The 17001-nt window shown below is 42.6% G+C and carries 12 protein-coding genes and 1 pseudogene; 9 read left to right on the plus strand and 4 right to left on the minus strand.

Annotated features, from left to right (window positions below; translation table 11 throughout):
- Nucleotides 1-37 precede the first annotated feature (37 nt).
- Nucleotides 38-538 (minus strand): annotated as a pseudogene (locus tag ACUC6J_RS04515) (AraC family ligand binding domain-containing protein); the annotation flags it as partial.
- A 334-nt stretch (nucleotides 539-872) separates the two neighbouring features.
- Here ACUC6J_RS04515 and ACUC6J_RS04520 point away from each other — a divergent pair.
- The 3 genes from ACUC6J_RS04520 to ACUC6J_RS04530 all read left to right on the plus strand — a co-directional run bounded on the left by ACUC6J_RS04520 (nucleotide 873) and on the right by ACUC6J_RS04530 (nucleotide 4602).
- A complete protein-coding gene (locus ACUC6J_RS04520) occupies nucleotides 873-1892 on the plus strand; it encodes a glycoside hydrolase family 88/105 protein (protein WP_045244189.1) in 1020 nt (339 codons plus the stop codon).
- 12 nt (nucleotides 1893-1904) lie between these two features.
- Nucleotides 1905-4079, plus strand: a complete 2175-nt coding sequence (gnpA, locus tag ACUC6J_RS04525; protein WP_447249813.1) for a 1,3-beta-galactosyl-N-acetylhexosamine phosphorylase — start codon at nucleotides 1905-1907, stop codon at nucleotides 4077-4079.
- A 151-nt stretch (nucleotides 4080-4230) separates the two neighbouring features.
- Nucleotides 4231-4602 (plus strand): hypothetical protein, encoded by a 372-nt coding sequence (locus ACUC6J_RS04530; RefSeq protein WP_225164894.1) that lies wholly within the window; start codon nucleotides 4231-4233, stop codon nucleotides 4600-4602.
- Nucleotides 4603-4693: 91 nt separating this feature from the next.
- Here ACUC6J_RS04530 and ACUC6J_RS04535 read toward each other — a convergent pair whose 3' ends face one another.
- A complete protein-coding gene (locus ACUC6J_RS04535; protein WP_107735004.1) occupies nucleotides 4694-5632 on the minus strand; it encodes a helix-turn-helix transcriptional regulator in 939 nt (312 codons plus the stop codon).
- A 124-nt stretch (nucleotides 5633-5756) separates the two neighbouring features.
- Between ACUC6J_RS04535 and ACUC6J_RS04540 the strand changes: the two genes are divergently transcribed.
- Entirely contained in the window at nucleotides 5757-6206 is a 450-nt protein-coding gene (locus tag ACUC6J_RS04540; protein WP_447249814.1) for a VOC family protein, read from the plus strand.
- Between the two features lie 111 nt (nucleotides 6207-6317).
- Nucleotides 6318-7796, plus strand: coding sequence for a protein adenylyltransferase SelO (locus ACUC6J_RS04545; protein ID WP_447249815.1), 1479 nt, complete (start codon nucleotides 6318-6320; stop codon nucleotides 7794-7796).
- Between the two features lie 109 nt (nucleotides 7797-7905).
- On the opposite strand, the gene ACUC6J_RS04550 is transcribed toward ACUC6J_RS04545, so the two are convergent.
- Nucleotides 7906-8670 (minus strand): SDR family oxidoreductase, encoded by a 765-nt coding sequence (locus ACUC6J_RS04550; RefSeq protein ID WP_447249816.1) that lies wholly within the window; start codon nucleotides 8668-8670, stop codon nucleotides 7906-7908.
- 487 nt (nucleotides 8671-9157) lie between these two features.
- Between ACUC6J_RS04550 and ACUC6J_RS04555 the strand changes: the two genes are divergently transcribed.
- Complete coding sequence (locus tag ACUC6J_RS04555; protein WP_019686214.1) at nucleotides 9158-10540, plus strand: amino acid permease; 1383 nt, start codon at nucleotides 9158-9160, stop codon at nucleotides 10538-10540.
- A 568-nt stretch (nucleotides 10541-11108) separates the two neighbouring features.
- On the opposite strand, the gene ACUC6J_RS04560 is transcribed toward ACUC6J_RS04555, so the two are convergent.
- Entirely contained in the window at nucleotides 11109-12149 is a 1041-nt protein-coding gene (locus ACUC6J_RS04560) for an NAD(P)-dependent alcohol dehydrogenase (protein ID WP_025364086.1), read from the minus strand.
- A 260-nt stretch (nucleotides 12150-12409) separates the two neighbouring features.
- Here ACUC6J_RS04560 and ACUC6J_RS04565 point away from each other — a divergent pair, with 260 nt between their 5' ends.
- The 3 genes from ACUC6J_RS04565 to ACUC6J_RS04575 all read left to right on the plus strand — a co-directional run bounded on the left by ACUC6J_RS04565 (nucleotide 12410) and on the right by ACUC6J_RS04575 (nucleotide 16941).
- Complete coding sequence (locus tag ACUC6J_RS04565) at nucleotides 12410-12826, plus strand: MerR family transcriptional regulator (protein ID WP_031462928.1); 417 nt, start codon at nucleotides 12410-12412, stop codon at nucleotides 12824-12826.
- 116 nt (nucleotides 12827-12942) lie between these two features.
- Entirely contained in the window at nucleotides 12943-13650 is a 708-nt protein-coding gene (locus ACUC6J_RS04570) for a hypothetical protein (protein WP_447249817.1), read from the plus strand.
- 420 nt (nucleotides 13651-14070) lie between these two features.
- Entirely contained in the window at nucleotides 14071-16941 is a 2871-nt protein-coding gene (locus ACUC6J_RS04575) for an S-layer homology domain-containing protein (RefSeq protein ID WP_447249818.1), read from the plus strand.
- Nucleotides 16942-17001: the final 60 nt, after the last annotated feature.

Below are 17001 nucleotides of genomic sequence, written 5' to 3' on the forward strand. Positions count from 1 at the left end.
AATGAATTCTAAGGAGCTCTATATAAAGGGATAGCAATAAGCCGTAGGCGCTTTCCTGGTAGTAAGGGTTCTGTTGTTGTAATTCCTCTACGACCGAAGTCGCAAGTGTATACACCTTGGGATGCTGCTCCTTGTTTAATATACAGTTCGTTCCCTTCATCACCCACAAATTGGGCTCAAAGTTCCTGTAAGCGCTCTTAAAAGAATGTTGGAAAAGGTCCTCTGGCGAAAAAAAGATATAAGACCAAAGGCTGGCTGTATTTGGCGAACTGTACGTGGTGTGAGGAAGATACCTGGGAATGAAAGTTACATCCCCGGCTTTGAAGGGGACAGTTTCTCCTTTGATCTCCATGAAACCGCCATCCGAATAGCAAATACCAATCTCCAAATGGTTATGAAAATGGAGGTGCTCACTTTTAATATCTGAAATCTTCCAACGTTCACCACTTAATAGCAACACAGGAAAGTTGATGGGCAAGCTGTAGTGTCGGTATTCTATAATGGGCTTCTTTTTTCTGGGCATATTCGATACTCCCATAACTTGGATTTGAGTGGATTATAGGTGAACGCTATGTCAGGTTTAGCCAGCAGATATACATTAGCATTTTGCAAAATTCGATTCCAATCGCTCCAAGGTGCAATATATAGACGAACTAGACCATGTCGATCTATATATTGTTTATCGGAAGTCGCTTATTGGATTTTTGCAAAATCCTCACATAAATGATTGGAATTGCGCAGTTTTGTTGCGAATGTGCTTAGATTGAGACTATTTTACTGCGTACAATGGAATAAGTAAAGCGTTTCCAAAACAGTGACGAACCGCTCTCAAGCGCCTTTGGGGGCGTGTGCACTAAGAGAGGGGAATAACAATGCTTCAATTAACTTATGACAAGGAAGAGATATTAAGAGTTATTGATAAAGTCGTCAGAAAAACGATGGCGATGGATTTAACATGGGATTGGCCCTGCGGTGTGGCTTATTATGGTGTATCCAGAGCCTATACCCAAACAGGAAATAAAGATTATTTAAATATGCTTGTCCAGTGGGCAGATGAATACATCGAGCTGGGTTTGCCGCACTGGACGGTTAATACATGTGCCATGGGCCATATGCTGATCACATTGTATGAAGAAACAGGAGACCAGAAATATTGGGATATTGTGATGAGCAAGGTGGATTACATCCAAAATAATGCTCTCCGGTTCGGAGATCGTGTTCTGCAGCATACGGTATCCACTGCTAATGATTTTCCAGAACAGGCATGGGCAGATACGTTGTTTATGGCGGCATTTTTTCTGCTTCGAGTAGGAACCAAATTAAAGGACGAGAAAATGATCCAGGATGCCTTAAATCAATATTACTGGCATATCAAATACCTGCAAGACCCTAGCAGTGGTCTCTGGTACCATGGCTACAACAATGTCAAACAGGATCATATGTCCGGATTTTTCTGGGGAAGAGCGAATGCTTGGGGAGCATATACCATGTCGCAAGTCAAAATTCATTTGAAAGACTGGTATTTGTATCCGCCGTGTATGGACGTGGAATGTTCCCTTCGGGATCAACTGGCGGCACTGAAAGGTGTCCAAACAGAGAACGGCTTATGGCGGACGGTACTGGATGACGAGGAGTCCTATGAAGAAGTATCTGCATCTTGCGGTATTGCGGCGGCCATGATCAATAACGGCAATCCGCTGCATACCAAATACGTGCAAAAGGCACTGAAGGGCATCTTGAACCATATTAGCGAAGACGGACGGGTACTGGGTGTATCGGGCGGCACAGCGGTTATGAAAGATCGGGAAGGGTATCGCAATATTCCAAAAGACTGGATTCAGGGCTGGGGACAAGGCTTGGCGTTGGCTTTTCTATCCGATATGTTGAATTAGGAGGGATCGAAGTTGTCTAAACAAGCAACGGGGGCCTTTACACTACCGGGGGAATCTGGTTATGAGGCGCTGACCCTGAAATTAGCTGAACGATGGGGTGCCGATGTCATCCGTGACAGTGATGGCACGCAATTGTCCGATGAGATTATAAACGCTGGATACGGCATTTATTCTACAATCTGTATCATCAGAGATCATAACGAGTGGGCGTCCCGCAATCTGGATAAGCTGCAGCAGTGTTTTTTAATTACGAATCCGAAGGTAGCTGTACAGGATTATGTATCCATCTATCTGATGGAGGATTTTTTTGCAGAACAATTCAAAGTGAATGATTCCAAAGAGGCGCTTAACTACTGGCAGGTTTTTGACAGAACGACCGGGGAAGAAGTTCCAAGAGAACAATGGAATTATGAAAGGGAATCCGGAAATGTGGTCATTACCGGAATTGCTCCTTGGCATAAATACACGGTAAGCTTCATGGTCTACCGGATCTGGGAAGAGATTTCCATGTACAATCACACCACGAATCATTGGGACAAAGAGCATTTGATGCAGATTGATCCTATTTATACAGAAACGCAACAGTATCTGCTGGATTGGATGGAAGATTGGTGTCTTCATCATAAGGAAACCACGGTTGTCCGGTTTACCTCCTTATTTTATAACTTCGCCTGGATTTGGGGCAGCAATGAGCGCAATCGCCATCTGTTCTCTGATTGGGGGTCATACGATTTTACGGTAAGCTCAAGAGCGCTTAATCTATTTGCCAAGAGATATGGGTATTCGATGACTGCCGAGGATTTTGTGAATGGTGGAAAGTATCGCGTCACACATATCCCGGCTGAGCAGCGCAAGCTGGACTGGATGGCATTTATCAATGATTTTGTAATCGAATTTGGCAAGAAATTAATTGATATTGTGCATCAGCACGGCAAGCTGGCCTATGTGTTTTATGATGACAGTTGGGTTGGCATGGAGCCTTATAATGAACGTTTTCAAGAGTTTGGATTTGACGGATTGATCAAATGTGTGTTCTCAGGTTATGAGGCGAGGCTGTGTTCAGGTGTAAAAGTGAATACGCATGAGATTCGGCTGCATCCCTACTTATTTCCGGTTGGCTTAGGCGGGCTTCCTACCTTTATGGAAGGGGGCGACCCCACGCTGGATGCCAAAAAGTATTGGATTAATATCCGGCGCGCCCTGTTGAGGGAGCCTATTGACCGGATTGGACTGGGTGGATATTTGCATCTTGTAGAGCCTTACCCGGATTTTTGTGATTACATCGAAAAGATTGCCAACGAGTTCAGAGAAATCAAAGAACTGCATCATGAAGGCAAACCCTATCACATGAAGACGAAGGTAGCTATTCTGCACAGCTGGGGAAAATTGAGATCGTGGACCTTGTCTGGTCATTTCCACGAAACATATATGCATGATTTGATTCATATCAATGAGGCTTTATCCGGATTGCCGGTTGAAGTTCAGTTCATTGATTTTGACGATATCCGTCAGGGAATACTACAGGATTGTGATGTAGTGATTAATGCGGGCTCTGCTGGTACAGCATGGAGTGGCGGAAAGTACTGGGATGACAACAAATGTGTAGACTTACTGACCCAATGGGTTTATGAGGGCGGCACCTTTATTGGCATCAATCAGCCTTCAGCGGTTGAAGGTCACGACAGCTTTTTCAGAATGGCACATGTCCTCGGTCTGGATGAGGATACAGGCTCCAGAGTAGCTCATGGAAGATGGACATATGAGGTTAGGGATGAGCATGGTTTGGTGCCTGAAGGGGCAAGTATAACGCCGAAGAATAGGATTTATCTTACGGATGGGGCAGCTGCGATAGCGGGTGAAACGAATGGAATGATAGCACTATCCACTCATGCCTTTGGTAAAGGAAAGGGAATTTACCTTCCTTCTTTCGAATTCAGCTGGGAAAATACAAGATTGCTACTGAATATAATCCGCTTTGCGGGCAATGAGCTCAATGAAACGAAGTATATTACAGATAACTTATATACAGAGTGTGCTTATTATCCAGAAAGTAAAATGTTGGTTGTTATTAACAATAGCGATCAACTGCAAAAAACGACGATTGAAACGGACTATGGCAAACAAACCATAGAGTTAGAGCCCTATGACACCATGATCACCCATATCGGCTTAACAAAATCGGTATAGGACATAAGAAGTAGCGGTATCAAGCCCTCCTTTATTTTAAGGAAGGGCTCTTTGTTTCAGTACCTCCAGAAAATCCAGCCAATTTACCGGGGATTTTGTCCATTCAAAAGCATTTAGTCCTTCATTAACTATAAGTATAACAATGAAGGAGATGATTTCTTTGCGAAAGGCAACTTTAGTGAAAATTAGAAAAGCGGAAGCAAAATTGGGGAAAAAACTGAAAAAAAGAAGCCATGTGGTTATGAATGTTAAAAAAGCCATTCGTGTAACTCAACTTGGAGATGGGTTTGCACGCTTCACTTTCGCTCCGGTCACTATTTCTCCTAATAGCTTTAGAAGCACTACGATTAACGGTAACGACTACAATCTGATTAGCGGTTCATGGATTTTCTCGGGAAATCAGCAAGGGTTTCTGCTCGATAACTATTCTGCGGCGGAAGACAGATGGTTCTTTACTGCATGGAATCCAACGGGAACCACAAGAACAGTATCTTATGCTGTTATCGCCAAACGGAAGCCATAATACCAATGTCATCGTTAGCAGGGAAAAGGAGCTTGAGGCTTCTTTTCCCTGCTAAAATGTAGAGAGCATTTTGAACAAACCTTCGATGATCTTATAATTTTTGATAGTGGTTTAAGAGGTGCTCAACCCTTTCTTTAATAATCTGTTTTAAAGATTCAGGCTTCACGGATCGTACATAATGACCATATCTCATAAAGTAATTAGCGATAAACTCTTCTTCTCCAGGATTATAGAATCCTTTTATGACTGTTTTATGCCCCTGTTCTATTTTCATAGAGGGATAATGTTCTTTATAAAAGATATCCTTGGCTTGTTCTACAATTTCTACTTCAAAATCAATGCTCTTCTCAGATTGATACATTTCTAATGAACGAATAAGGAGTTCATCTATAGAAAAGTGAGAATTGATTTCCTCTTCTTCTATTGAGGTGATTCGATCACATCTGAAAACCCTATATTTGTTCGTATTTAACTCTATTCCAGTAGCGTACCATTGGCCAAACTTAGCGGAAATCTTGAAAAATTGAACATGATAACTTTTGTTCTGGTTATTTTTTGAATATTGAATCTTACAGTACGTCTCATTAAGAACGCTGGTTAGAATTTTATCTAAATAACGACTAACATGATTATGCTGATATATTTCAAATTGTAGAACCTTTTTCATTTTATGAATCTGGTTTATTTGTATTTTAGAAAGACAGTGTTCAAACTTTTCATTGAGTTTATTAACACTTAAATGAAAGGGTGTAGATTGATAAGCTTCTAAGGTCAACATTGCAAAGTATAGAGCATACACTTCATCCATCGTAAAAATAATAGGGGATAACAGTCTGTTTTTTAAGATACCATATCGTCCATGTCGGCCATGTTCCGAATAAATAGGCATACCTAATTGTTCTAATGAACTAATATCACGTAGGGCTGTACTTTTTGAAATGTGGTATTTATCCATGAGATCATTTAAATTAAAGTACTCTCGACTGTTTAAGTATCTAATCATGTCATTTAATCTTTCGGGTTTCTTCATACATAAATCTCCTTATAAAAGGTGTCATGTTTTGATACCTTTACAAATGATAATAGGTTCAAGGGGATATATCAAATCTATAAGATATCTACCTAAAAGCATGATAAAAAAGGAGATTGAACCCATGAGTACAACACTGGAAGTAGCTATTTTCTTATCCATGAACGGAAAAGCAAAGGAAGCTATAGCTTTTTACAAAAAACATTTTAACGCAGAGGAACGATTTCTCGTTACTTATCAGGACATGGCCCAACGTGACAGCTCAATACAGCTTACTGATGAAAATAAAGATTATATTTCTCATTCTGTCTTATTGATCGGAAGAACAAAGGTTATGATAGCAGAAGAACCAATGAATCCCAATGAGGAATATACCGTAGGGAATAACATTTCATTATGTATTCAAAGTGCTGACAGAGAAGAAATTGAACATTTTTATCATAGTCTAATAACAGATGAGCGAGTGAAAATCATTGTTCCTTTATCTAGTAATGTGTTTAGCCAAGCCTATGGTATTATTGAAGACCCGTTCGGTATCCAAATACAATTCATGTATGATCATCGGTTACAATAAAAAAGTAGGTTAAAAAAAGCACAACAGCATGGTGAAAAGTGGATAATAAATGGATAGAAGTAAAAACTAAAATGGGCAAATCCAAGATACCACAGCAGAAAAGGAGACACTATGACGGAGAAAAAAGAAATAGCTGATAAAATAGGGTGGAACTTCGACAACAGTTATTCTCGTCTGCCGGAATCCATGTTTACGAAGCTCAATCCAAATCCTGTTCGCTCACCAAAGCTGATCATTTTAAATCATCCGTTGGCAGTCTCACTGGGTTTGAACGAAAATGCGCTGCAAAAAGATGATGCCGTAGCGATATTGGCCGGCAATCAGGTTCCCGAGGGTGCTACGCCTCTTGCTCAAGCTTACGCAGGACATCAATTTGGGCATTTTAACATGCTAGGAGACGGCCGTGCTCTACTGCTCGGCGAACAGATCACTCCCTCGGGCAAACGAGTTGATATTCAGCTCAAGGGCTCAGGCAGAACGCCGTACTCCCGTCGTGGTGATGGCCGTGCGGCACTTGGGCCGATGCTCCGCGAATACATCATCAGCGAAGCGATGCATGCGCTAGGTATCGCTACCACCCGCAGCTTGGCGGTGGTAATCACGGGTGAGGCGATCTTCCGGGAAACAGAGCAGCCCGGTGCCATTCTGACTCGTGTGGCTGCCAGTCATCTTCGCGTCGGCACCTTTCAATATGTCTCAGCATGGGGCACTTCCCAAGATCTGCGTACTCTGGCTGATTACACATTGGAACGACACTATCCGGAAGTTGCCAATGACGAAAACCGTTACCTTTCACTGCTTCAGGAAGTGATTAAGCGTCAGGCGAAGCTGATCGCCCAATGGCAGCTGGTGGGTTTTATTCACGGAGTGATGAACACTGACAATATGACTCTTAGCGGAGAAACTATTGATTATGGTCCTTGCGCCTTTATGGATACCTATAATCCTGAGACGGTGTTCAGTTCCATCGACATGCAGGGCCGCTATGCTTATGTCAATCAGCCGCATATCGCTGCGTGGAATCTCGCGCGATTGGCAGAGACCCTCTTGCCACTGCTGCATGACAACAGAGAGCAGGCTGTCAAAATGGCCGAGGATGCAATTTCAGATTTTGCAAACATGTTTCGCCATCATTGGCTTGCGGGAATGCGGGCCAAATTGGGGATCTTTAACGAAGAGCCGCAGGATGAGTCCCTTATTGAGGATCTTCTTAAAATCATGCAGAAGCATCGCGCGGACTACACCAATACCTTCCGTGCCCTCACTTTAAACAAGCTGGAGGATGCGGTTTTGTTCAGCACGGCGGATTTTACCCAGTGGCACGAGCAGTGGCAGGCGAGGCTGGACAGACAGCAGGAATCCGAAGCCACCTCGTATCAGCTGATGCGCAGCAGCAATCCCGCAATTATCCCGCGCAACCATCGGGTAGAAGAAGCACTGGAGGCTGCGGTGGAACGAGAAGATTACCGAGTGATGGAGCAGCTTCTTGAAGTTCTTTCGAACCCTTATGCTTATTCTACCGAACAGGAAATTTACTCTACATTGCCTGAGGAATCCACTTGTCCTTACCGAACATTTTGCGGTACCTGATCTGTAGTAGTCATGCTGAACAATTGGCTGATAACGTATTTCATGCGTTGGTGGAGAAGAACAACTTTCTCTCACCAACGCATTTTGTTTTTATTTTGAATCTGTTCATTTACAGATGAGATCCACCACTTGCATCAATCAATTGACCCGTTATCCAGCGGCTATCCGTTGAGGCAAGAAAGGCAGCTATATCTGCAACATCTTCAGGCTCTCCCCAGCGTTTAAAGGTTGATAGGCCAGCGGCAAATTTCTGTCCGTCAGGATCTTGTAAGGTTCCGCTATTCATCTCTGTATTGATAATGCCTGGTTGGATGGCGTTGACGGTAATATGACGGCTCCCAAGTTGATGAGCCAAAACATGCGTTAGTGTGTCGATGGCCCCCTTTGACATGCTATATGCAAAAACACCAGGGGAGGCCACGCGTGTAACAAACGATGAGAGATTGATAATGCGGCCTCCATCTTTTAGACGCGGCAAAGCTTGCTGGGTAACAAAAAGAGGTGCTTTGACATTCATGTTCATGACTTCGTCAAAAGATTCTTCTGTTGTCTCTTCCAGAGGGACAATTTGACCTATTCCAGCGTTATTGACGAGAATATCAAACCGATTATCGCCTGTACATTCCCGAAGCGCTTCATCCAATTTCGCATATAAATCATGAATGCCGTTCAGGGCACTGAAGTCAGCACCAATCGTAAATGCAGCCCCTCCAAGTTGCTCAATTTGATGAACCACCTCATCTGCTTCTTTATGCCTTTTTCCGTAGTGTACTGCGACAATGGCCCCCTCCCGAGCCAGACGTAATGCAATGCCACGACCGATTCCTCGACTTGCACCAGTTACTAAAGCGATTTGACCTTTTAACTTACTCATGTCTTCATCTCCTTGTTTGGAATTCATGCATAGTTATATCACAAGGGTATGTTTGAAATGTTGCTCTTTCATTCGGAGCTTATGTTTTACACTGTATGGATATAGGCTTTAAACAAGCTTAATATCGTGATATTTATCATTGAAAAAACACGTATCTTCAACGCTCTAATGCATTACATTGAATTGACCAATGTTCAGTAAAATGAATCTCCTTCCTTTCCATTTCATGTCTAAAAATGTCTGCTAATTAGCAGTTGTATTTAGACGTTTTTTGTCATACAATGCATCTAATGCTACGGACTCGGTCTTAGAAACAGTAAGGTTTGGACGGCAAATAGGACGTGGTTGACTTTGTATATTTATGAATCGTGGAGCTACTGTGTAGTCGTTCGATCAACCACGTCAGTCTGAAAATTAATAATGTTTGGGGGCAGTTTTCCGGATCATTAGCATTTGATGACGAACATATACGAAGGGGAGCGTTCTTTTGGAATCGAAACAATTAACGAGAGGGCTGAAGCCACGACACGTTGAGTTGATTGCGCTTGGGGGCACGATTGGCGTTGGCTTGTTTATGGGATCGGCAAGTACGATAAAATGGGCAGGTCCTTCGGTGCTGTTGGCTTATCTCTTAGCTGGGATTATTATGTTTTTTGTCATGCGGATCATGGGGGAAATGCTGATTCTTGAACCGGTGACGGGCTCATTTGCTACCTTTGCTCATAAATACATCAGCCCTTTGGCCGGTTTCTTGACCGCTTGGAGCTATTGGTTCTTATGGGTTACTGTGGGAATGGCGGAGGTCACTGCGATTGGGGTATATGTGGGCTACTGGTTCCCGGATATCCCGCAATGGTTGCCGGCTTTGGCAGGTGTAATTATTATTGCGCTGGCCAATTTAGCGGCTGTGAAATTCTATGGAGAATTTGAGTTTTGGTTTGCGATGATTAAGATTATCGCTATTATCTTCATGCTAGTAGTTGGTACGGGGATGATCTTCTTTGGCCTCGGTAACGGCGGACAACCGATAGGTCTATCCAATCTAGTCAGCCATGGTGGTTTTTTTGCAGGAGGGTTAAAAGGGTTCCTATTTGCACTATGTATTGTAACGGCGGCTTACCAGGGGATTGAGATGGTAGGCATTACAGCGGGTGAAGCAGAAAATCCGAAAATGACCCTGCGAAAAGCTATTAAAAACATCATCTGGCGTATTCTGATTTTTTACGTAGGGGCAATCTTTGTCATTGTTACGATTTATCCTTGGAACCAAATTGGCGAGATTGGCAGCCCGTTTGTTCTGACTTTTGCCAAAGTAGGAATTGTAGCTGCTGCGGGTATTATTAACTTTGTTGTACTTACAGCTGCGATGTCAGGTTGCAACAGTGGTATTTATAGTGCGGGCAGAATGTTATATACATTGGCTAAGAACGGACAAGCTCCTAAGTTCTTCGGGAAGGTTTCCGCAAGCGGTGTCCCTAGAAATAGTATAATAACGACCATTTCATTGCTACTGGTAGGCGTGTTATTTAACTACCTAATGCCTGATTCCAAACTGTTTTTGTATATTTACAGCGCTAGTGTTCTCCCGGGTATGGTACCGTGGTTTGCATTAGCCATCAGTCAATTTAAATTCCGGAAAAAGTGGAAAAACGAAATGGAAGATCATAATTTTAAGTCTCGTTTTTTCCCGATCAGTAATTACATCACTATTATCTTTTTGTTGCTGGTGATCGTTGGAATGTGGTTTAACCCGGACACACGCTTGTCGTTGATTGTCGGGGCAACCTTCATGGCGATCGTCGTTGTTGGATATTTTGTCTTTGGTATAGGAAAGCGGCAGAGAATTGAAGAATTAGAGAAACACGAATAGGCTGCTCAAGATGTACTATTTGCCGAGCGTAATTCAGATGTCCTGAGTTGCGCTCGGCTTTTCTTTTTATATGAAGAGGAATAGAGCAATGGAAAGGCTGTGAGTGAGGTGAAAAAGTGTGTGGTTAACCTGTTCGCACTACAAGTGTAAATATAAATACAAAGAAAGTGAGAATTGAAACGGAGAAGTTCATTATTGCCGTACTCTTACGAAGAGCCTTAAATTCTGAGATGCCGGACAATAAAAATACAAGTCCTAGAAAAAATTGTGCGATGGTGTATGCGTGCTTGTAAGTATCGGGATATGCGAGGGATAACAGGGACGAGATCATAGCAACTACAGCAAATATTAGAGTGAGAATTCGATAGATATCCATTTTCTTGAACATAGATAAGTGCACCCTTCCTTATATACCTATTATTCTAAGGGGTAAATCTTTAGATTTCAAATAAAAGGAAGTGGACGTTGACAGCTTTTTGTTTTGCAAAAGGAATGCGAAGATGCCCCAAGCCATGCTTGAGACACCTTCAAATTAAAACTGCTTTTACAACTTATTGATTTACCTAGCTTACATTGTGCTAATGTCAATCACGAATCTGTACTTCACATCAGATGCTAATACTCGTTTGTAAGCTTCGTCAATCTGGTCAGCTGATACCACTTCAATTTTAGGAACAATATTGTGTTTCGCACAGAAATCCAGCATTTCCTGTGTCTCGCGGATACCTCCTATCATTGATCCTGCAAATGAACGGCGATGTCCGATAAGGGACATCACATTGAGTGACATCGGCTCCCCGGGGGCACCGACGTTCACCAAAGTTCCGTCAAGAGTGAGTAGTGCAAAATAAGCGTTCAGATCTATGTTGGCACTTACCGTATTAATAATCAAGTCAAAGCGTCCAGCCAGTTTTTCAAATGTTTCTGGCTCGCTTGTGGCATAATAGTGATCCGCGCCAAATTGCAAGCCATCTTCTTTTTTCTTTAATGTTTGTGATAGAACGGTTACCTCAGCACCCATAGCATGTGCGATCTTGATAGCCATATGACCAAGGCCTCCCATGCCCACAACTGCCACTTTCTTATCTGGGCCAGCTCCCCAGTGGTTTAACGGCGAATAAGTCGTAATACCTGCGCAAAGTAATGGAGCAGCCACGTCAAGCTCAATATTATCTGGAATTCTTACTACAAAATCCTCAGTTACGACAATGTGGGTGGAATACCCGCCTTGTGTAGGCTCGCCGTATTTGTCAACACCAGCGTAGGTAGGGACATTTCCTTTAAGGCAGTATTGTTCCTCTCCTTTACGACAGTTCTCGCATTCGCCACAGGAATCAACCATACAGCCAACTCCTACCCGGTCACCAACTGTGTACTTTGTAACTTTAGCTCCTACATCCGTAACAATCCCTGCAATTTCATGTCCAGGTACAAGTGGGTAGTTCACGGGTCCCCATTCGCCGTGAGCAGTGTGGATGTCAGAATGGCATATGCCAGCATATTTAATTTCAATCAATACATCATGTGAATCAAGATCCCGTCGTTTAATTTCAGCCGCTCGAAACGGTTTGTCTGGGCCGTCGACAGCTCGTGCTTTAGCAGTAATCATAAATAGCCTCCTAATTACTTATATTTTTCAAGAGAAAGTAATTGTATTGAATACAAAGTGAAAACTAAGTGAAGTCGATTGAAGTTTTCCTCTTGCAGATCAATGTTAATCCTTATAGTTAACTCTAAGTCAAGCAACTACCTATATTCCTTTTAAAAAATTATGCTAGGAGACTTTGACACTCAACCAATAGCTTGATAGAATCCCTTTATACCTAGAGTTAACTCGAAGTCTATATCATTAAGGATAGGAGATACATGATGAAGACATATTCGATCAGCGAAGTTGCTAAAGAATTGAATCTTACAGCATATGCCTTGCGTTACTACGACAAGGAGGGACTTATGCCTTTTGTAGAACGGACATCTAGCGGAACAAGATTATTTAAAGAATCCGATATTGACGCTTTAAAAATAATTGAATGTCTAAAATCCACCGGAATGCCGATCAAAGAAATTAAAAATTTCATTGATTGGTGTTCTGGGGGAGATTCCACACTACAACAAAGATATGACATGTTTATCGAACGAAAAGCGACTGTAGAAGCACAAATGGAGGAACTAAAAAAAACAATGGAGGTTATTGAACATAAATGCTTATATTACAAAACTGCATTGGATGCCGGAACGGAAAATATTCATAAAAACAATAATATAGGGAGTCACATGACTAACTAACAGAAAAGACATAATTTATCCACACTTCCTTCTAATATTTAACTGTTAGTAGAATTATTGAAAAGCTATAATTCTAATGATGATTTGAGTGTACATGAAGAAAAGAGGTTGTGGGTATGATGTTGAAAAAATGGCCAGTAGTATTCATGCTAGGTATTATCATGCTGGTATCTGTAGGCTGGAACAGTGGAATATCTTATGCAAAATATTATTACGAATACACTTGGGATCAGTACAAGGGGACTGAAATCAAGACCTACAGGCTGACACCAGTAGCTGGTAGAGCCGGATCTATGGATCAGGAAAAGGCCCTTGCTGCTATTGGCAAAACTCCAAATGTGTATGGAAAGTTCAGTGGCTATCAAACAGATAAAATAACTGAATTTGCAACCAAGAGTGTAACGGATGAGGTTTATCATTATGCGATTGTTGATTTTAATACCGATAAGGAGCCAGCAATTGTAGAATACGTGAATCCAAAAGGCGGAATTCCTCATACATGGAACGGAACTGATGAGATTCGAATTTTTATGAGAGGATCTGAGGCTGCTTCTTTGGCTGAGCTGTTTTATGAGGGAACTCCAAGTGAAGGACGCTATCATTTTAATGCTAACGATGTCTACTTAGTTACATTCTGGTCCAGCACAGCACAATCAATCACGGGAATGTCTGCTGAAGAACTAGTTGAGGAAGGACCCTCTACGCTTATAAATCGAGAGTGGGTAAGTCAAATAAAAGACAAAGATCCTGCTGCTTATCCGCAAAACGGAACTCTAAAGGGCTACTTTTATATTTATAAGGGTTCTGAGTTGAAAAAGGATTAACGAGCAGCCAGGACTTAATAAGTGTATCTTACACAAAAAATGAGATAACATTTTGTATTCAGACGAATGCGGATACAGATGTCATCTCTTTTTTTATTTATGTGTACATGATTAAAATGATAGGCCCAAAAGGTGATAAGTATTTAATTGCCAATGAAAACCATTGTTTAGTGATAGGGAATTAAGGCTTAAAAAAATATGGTGAAAGAGCAGGACAGCAGATTGCTCAAACCACTTTTTTTGCTGGCTTTATTCAATCCTAGGGAGATTATTCCGATAATTCAAGTATATACAGTTTGGTGTTAACAGTAATGAAAAACCGTTTGAAAACAAAAGAGGATGATTTTCAAAATTGATATGAAGGTACAGGTGAAAGTGGCCCAGTGCTATCTCGTAAAGGAGGTGTAATGATCTCAAATAATGAATTATGAAAAAAAGTTAAAACAAATTAGGCATTACATGGCTGGTTTACTGGCTGTCTGGTTGTTCTGTATACATAGTGCGCCTGTTTTTGCGGACAGAGCCTTTAACGATATCGAACATTCCTATGCAGCTGATGCGATTGAGGCCATGGCTGCTCAAGGTTATGTTACGGGTTATCAGGATGGGAGCTTTCGACCTTTACATTTTATCTCGCGTCAGGAATGGGCAAGCATTTTCGCTAAAACCTTAAAGCGAACATCGAATAACAGAGGCGTAACTTCTTTTCGGGATGTGTCACCATGGGCTTTACCTTATGTACAGGCCTTGCAGGAAGAAAGCATTACGAAAGGGATTAGTGATCAATTATTCGGTGCCAAGCACAATATGACTCGTCAGGATATGGCCGTTTGGTATGCCCGGTATTTTGGTGTTACTGATGATACCCGATCTGCTGGTATATCCAGTTTTGTGGATCAACCTAATATATCAAATTATGCACAAACGAGTGTATGGCTGATGGAACGGTTGGAACTGATTGAGGGGGATACAAATCATTATTTCCACCCTAAAGAGTCTGTGAGTCGGCAGGACGCCACGTTGGTTGCTTATCGGTTATGGTTAGGCGGTGACGTTCTGAAAGAACGTGCCAAGCGTTTGCTGGAGTCATTAGAAAATGGAGCTGCAACGATGCCTCAGGCGACCAGCCAACAAGAATCGCACAAGATTGCGGTCGATTTGACACCGGAAATTAGGCAACAACCTGTGAATTCGGAAATTGATGAGCCTAAAAGGCATCGCCCAAGACCTGATTCACCAGTCTCCCCGGTGACACCACCGGAGCCGAAACCGGAACCGCCAATCACACCACCGGTGCCTAATCCCAAACCACCAATAATTCCGGTTGACCCATCGGTGATTCCACCGGACCACTCTTCGGATTTTTTGGTCGATGAAGTCGTAATCAAGGCGCAGGAGCTAGTAAATCAGCCGGAAACGTACCCTTCGTATCAGCTATCCTTTCAGCTATACAATGAAGGACGACCAGTAAGCATTCCTGCTGCCAGTGTCACAAGTGTTACGTACACATTTAGTGATGGGTTAGGTGTCTTTGATGTACAAGGGAAAATCGCACATCCCGAAAATATACCGGCTGCGGACAGCTTCATTCCGGTAGAAATGAAGGTCACCATTGCCAAACCTTATCGGGTTCTTACAGCTCAGACCAAGCTGATCGTGAAAGGGAAGACTCCGCCGGCAGAGCCACCGAACGTAATCAGGTCTGTATACTTGGCCACGTATACCATTTCAGAGGCGGCAGCTTTAGATCCGGCTGCTTGGAAAATGTCCTACGTATTTCGTAATGCTAAAGGAGAGATTATAGCTCCTGAAATGCTGCCATCAGACTTGATACTTCGGATAAAGGATTCCAGAGGAATATTTGAAGAGGATGGAAAGATTGCCAACCTGCATTTGATTCCAGCAGTGAACTCGGTTATTCCATTAAAAATCACAGTTGAGTCTCCATCCCAAGGGATTCTCTTCACATCCGATGCGGAATTAACGGTAGAACCCGGGGGACGTAAAAAACAATACTTTGCTGTCTCCATCATGCTGCAGGGAAGCGCGACTACCGTAGATCAAATCAAGCAATCTCGTCAATTGCTGATGGATCACTTTGGTCCCAACATTAAAGTGACATGGGCGATGCAAAACGGATTTGTTTTTGTAGAAGCGAATCGGCCGCAGCTTGAACAGGTTCTGGCATTTGTCGATCAGTATGGAGATGAAGTTGGGATTCTGGCGGGGTACCCGAACCAGTCCGAGCCCGGGCTTCCTGTTTGGGAAGCAAAGATGGATGAGTGGCTGTATATGTATCGTTATAATGCATTTAATGAGCTGCACCAATCTGGTTCGATGGGATCACCATCCGTGTTTGAAAGCATGGATACAGACCAATATCGGAAGTATCTGCCGAAATCATTGACCAGCTTTACGGTGAATCCCGAACAGACTCAATGGCTTAAGGATCACTATAGAATTACATCGGCGATGGGATGGTCGGCTACACAATATAATGTCAACGGTATGTATGGTGAGGGCTCACCTTTGATGCCTTACTGGTCCCATAAGGACAATCCGATTGTTCCCGCACAAGGAATTGCTGATAATAGCGGTACCGTATTCATGAACTCGGTTACGATTGATCCAATTGGATCACGCTATACGAAAGATTCCTCACGCTGGACTCTTCATCCGGGTGATCCCTATGTGACGGAGACGGATGCGGCACCACAACTGTATATAGTACAGCAATATTTGGATAACCCTTATCAACGTATAAATACGGTAAACTACTTGTCCATTATTTTGGACATCAACGCACTTGCCAACACCCATAACATGGCTCCAATATGGGAGAACTTTGTGAATCATTTCCCGCTTGATCGCAAGGTCGAGATTGTGGGTGTAGACGGGCTGAAACAGATTTATGAATCGGTAGCAGGAGCCAATAATGATCATACCGAGTTTACGCTCATGTTTAGAGGTTCAGGAATAAAGACAGCTATGGATTCCAATAATTCACCGGCAAATCTGCGCTATTTGTGGACTGAAAATGCCTCACAGCGGATTATTTTATCCAAAGAGGATGGAGATGCGGCATGGTCCATTATTGACTTTACCGATTATACCCCAAAACCGGTTCCGAAGATGGCTTACAGCCCGGAAAATAGTCACACGGACGTAAGCTATGTCACTGGAAGGAACTTCAAGCTATGTCCAACAGCTCCTTTAACAGCAGATGAAATTCAACGCGTGAAAACTCGTTTGAAGGAAATCTATTTCGTGGAAGAAGTGAACTATCAGTAGGCGTTATTATGAAGTGACCATATTTTTAGGAGCTATAGTTTTATGTAAAGAGGGCGTCCC

The sequence above is a fragment of the Paenibacillus sp. JJ1683 genome, from assembly GCF_053006485.1.

Coding starts and splice junctions, on each gene's coding strand:
- ACUC6J_RS04560 (WP_025364086.1), bottom strand. CDS start 12,149: ATGATTACTGCTAAAGCACGAGCTGTCGACGGCCCAGACAAACCGTTT.
- ACUC6J_RS04530 (WP_225164894.1), top strand. CDS start 4,231: ATGATTTCTTTGCGAAAGGCAACTTTAGTGAAAATTAGAAAAGCGGAA.
- ACUC6J_RS04540 (WP_447249814.1), top strand. CDS start 5,757: ATGAGTACAACACTGGAAGTAGCTATTTTCTTATCCATGAACGGAAAA.
- ACUC6J_RS04550 (WP_447249816.1), bottom strand. CDS start 8,670: ATGAGTAAGTTAAAAGGTCAAATCGCTTTAGTAACTGGTGCAAGTCGA.
- ACUC6J_RS04565 (WP_031462928.1), top strand. CDS start 12,410: ATGAAGACATATTCGATCAGCGAAGTTGCTAAAGAATTGAATCTTACA.
- ACUC6J_RS04570 (WP_447249817.1), top strand. CDS start 12,943: ATGATGTTGAAAAAATGGCCAGTAGTATTCATGCTAGGTATTATCATG.
- ACUC6J_RS04575 (WP_447249818.1), top strand. CDS start 14,071: ATGAATTATGAAAAAAAGTTAAAACAAATTAGGCATTACATGGCTGGT.
- ACUC6J_RS04535 (WP_107735004.1), bottom strand. CDS start 5,632: ATGAAGAAACCCGAAAGATTAAATGACATGATTAGATACTTAAACAGT.
- ACUC6J_RS04545 (WP_447249815.1), top strand. CDS start 6,318: ATGACGGAGAAAAAAGAAATAGCTGATAAAATAGGGTGGAACTTCGAC.
- ACUC6J_RS04520 (WP_045244189.1), top strand. CDS start 873: ATGCTTCAATTAACTTATGACAAGGAAGAGATATTAAGAGTTATTGAT.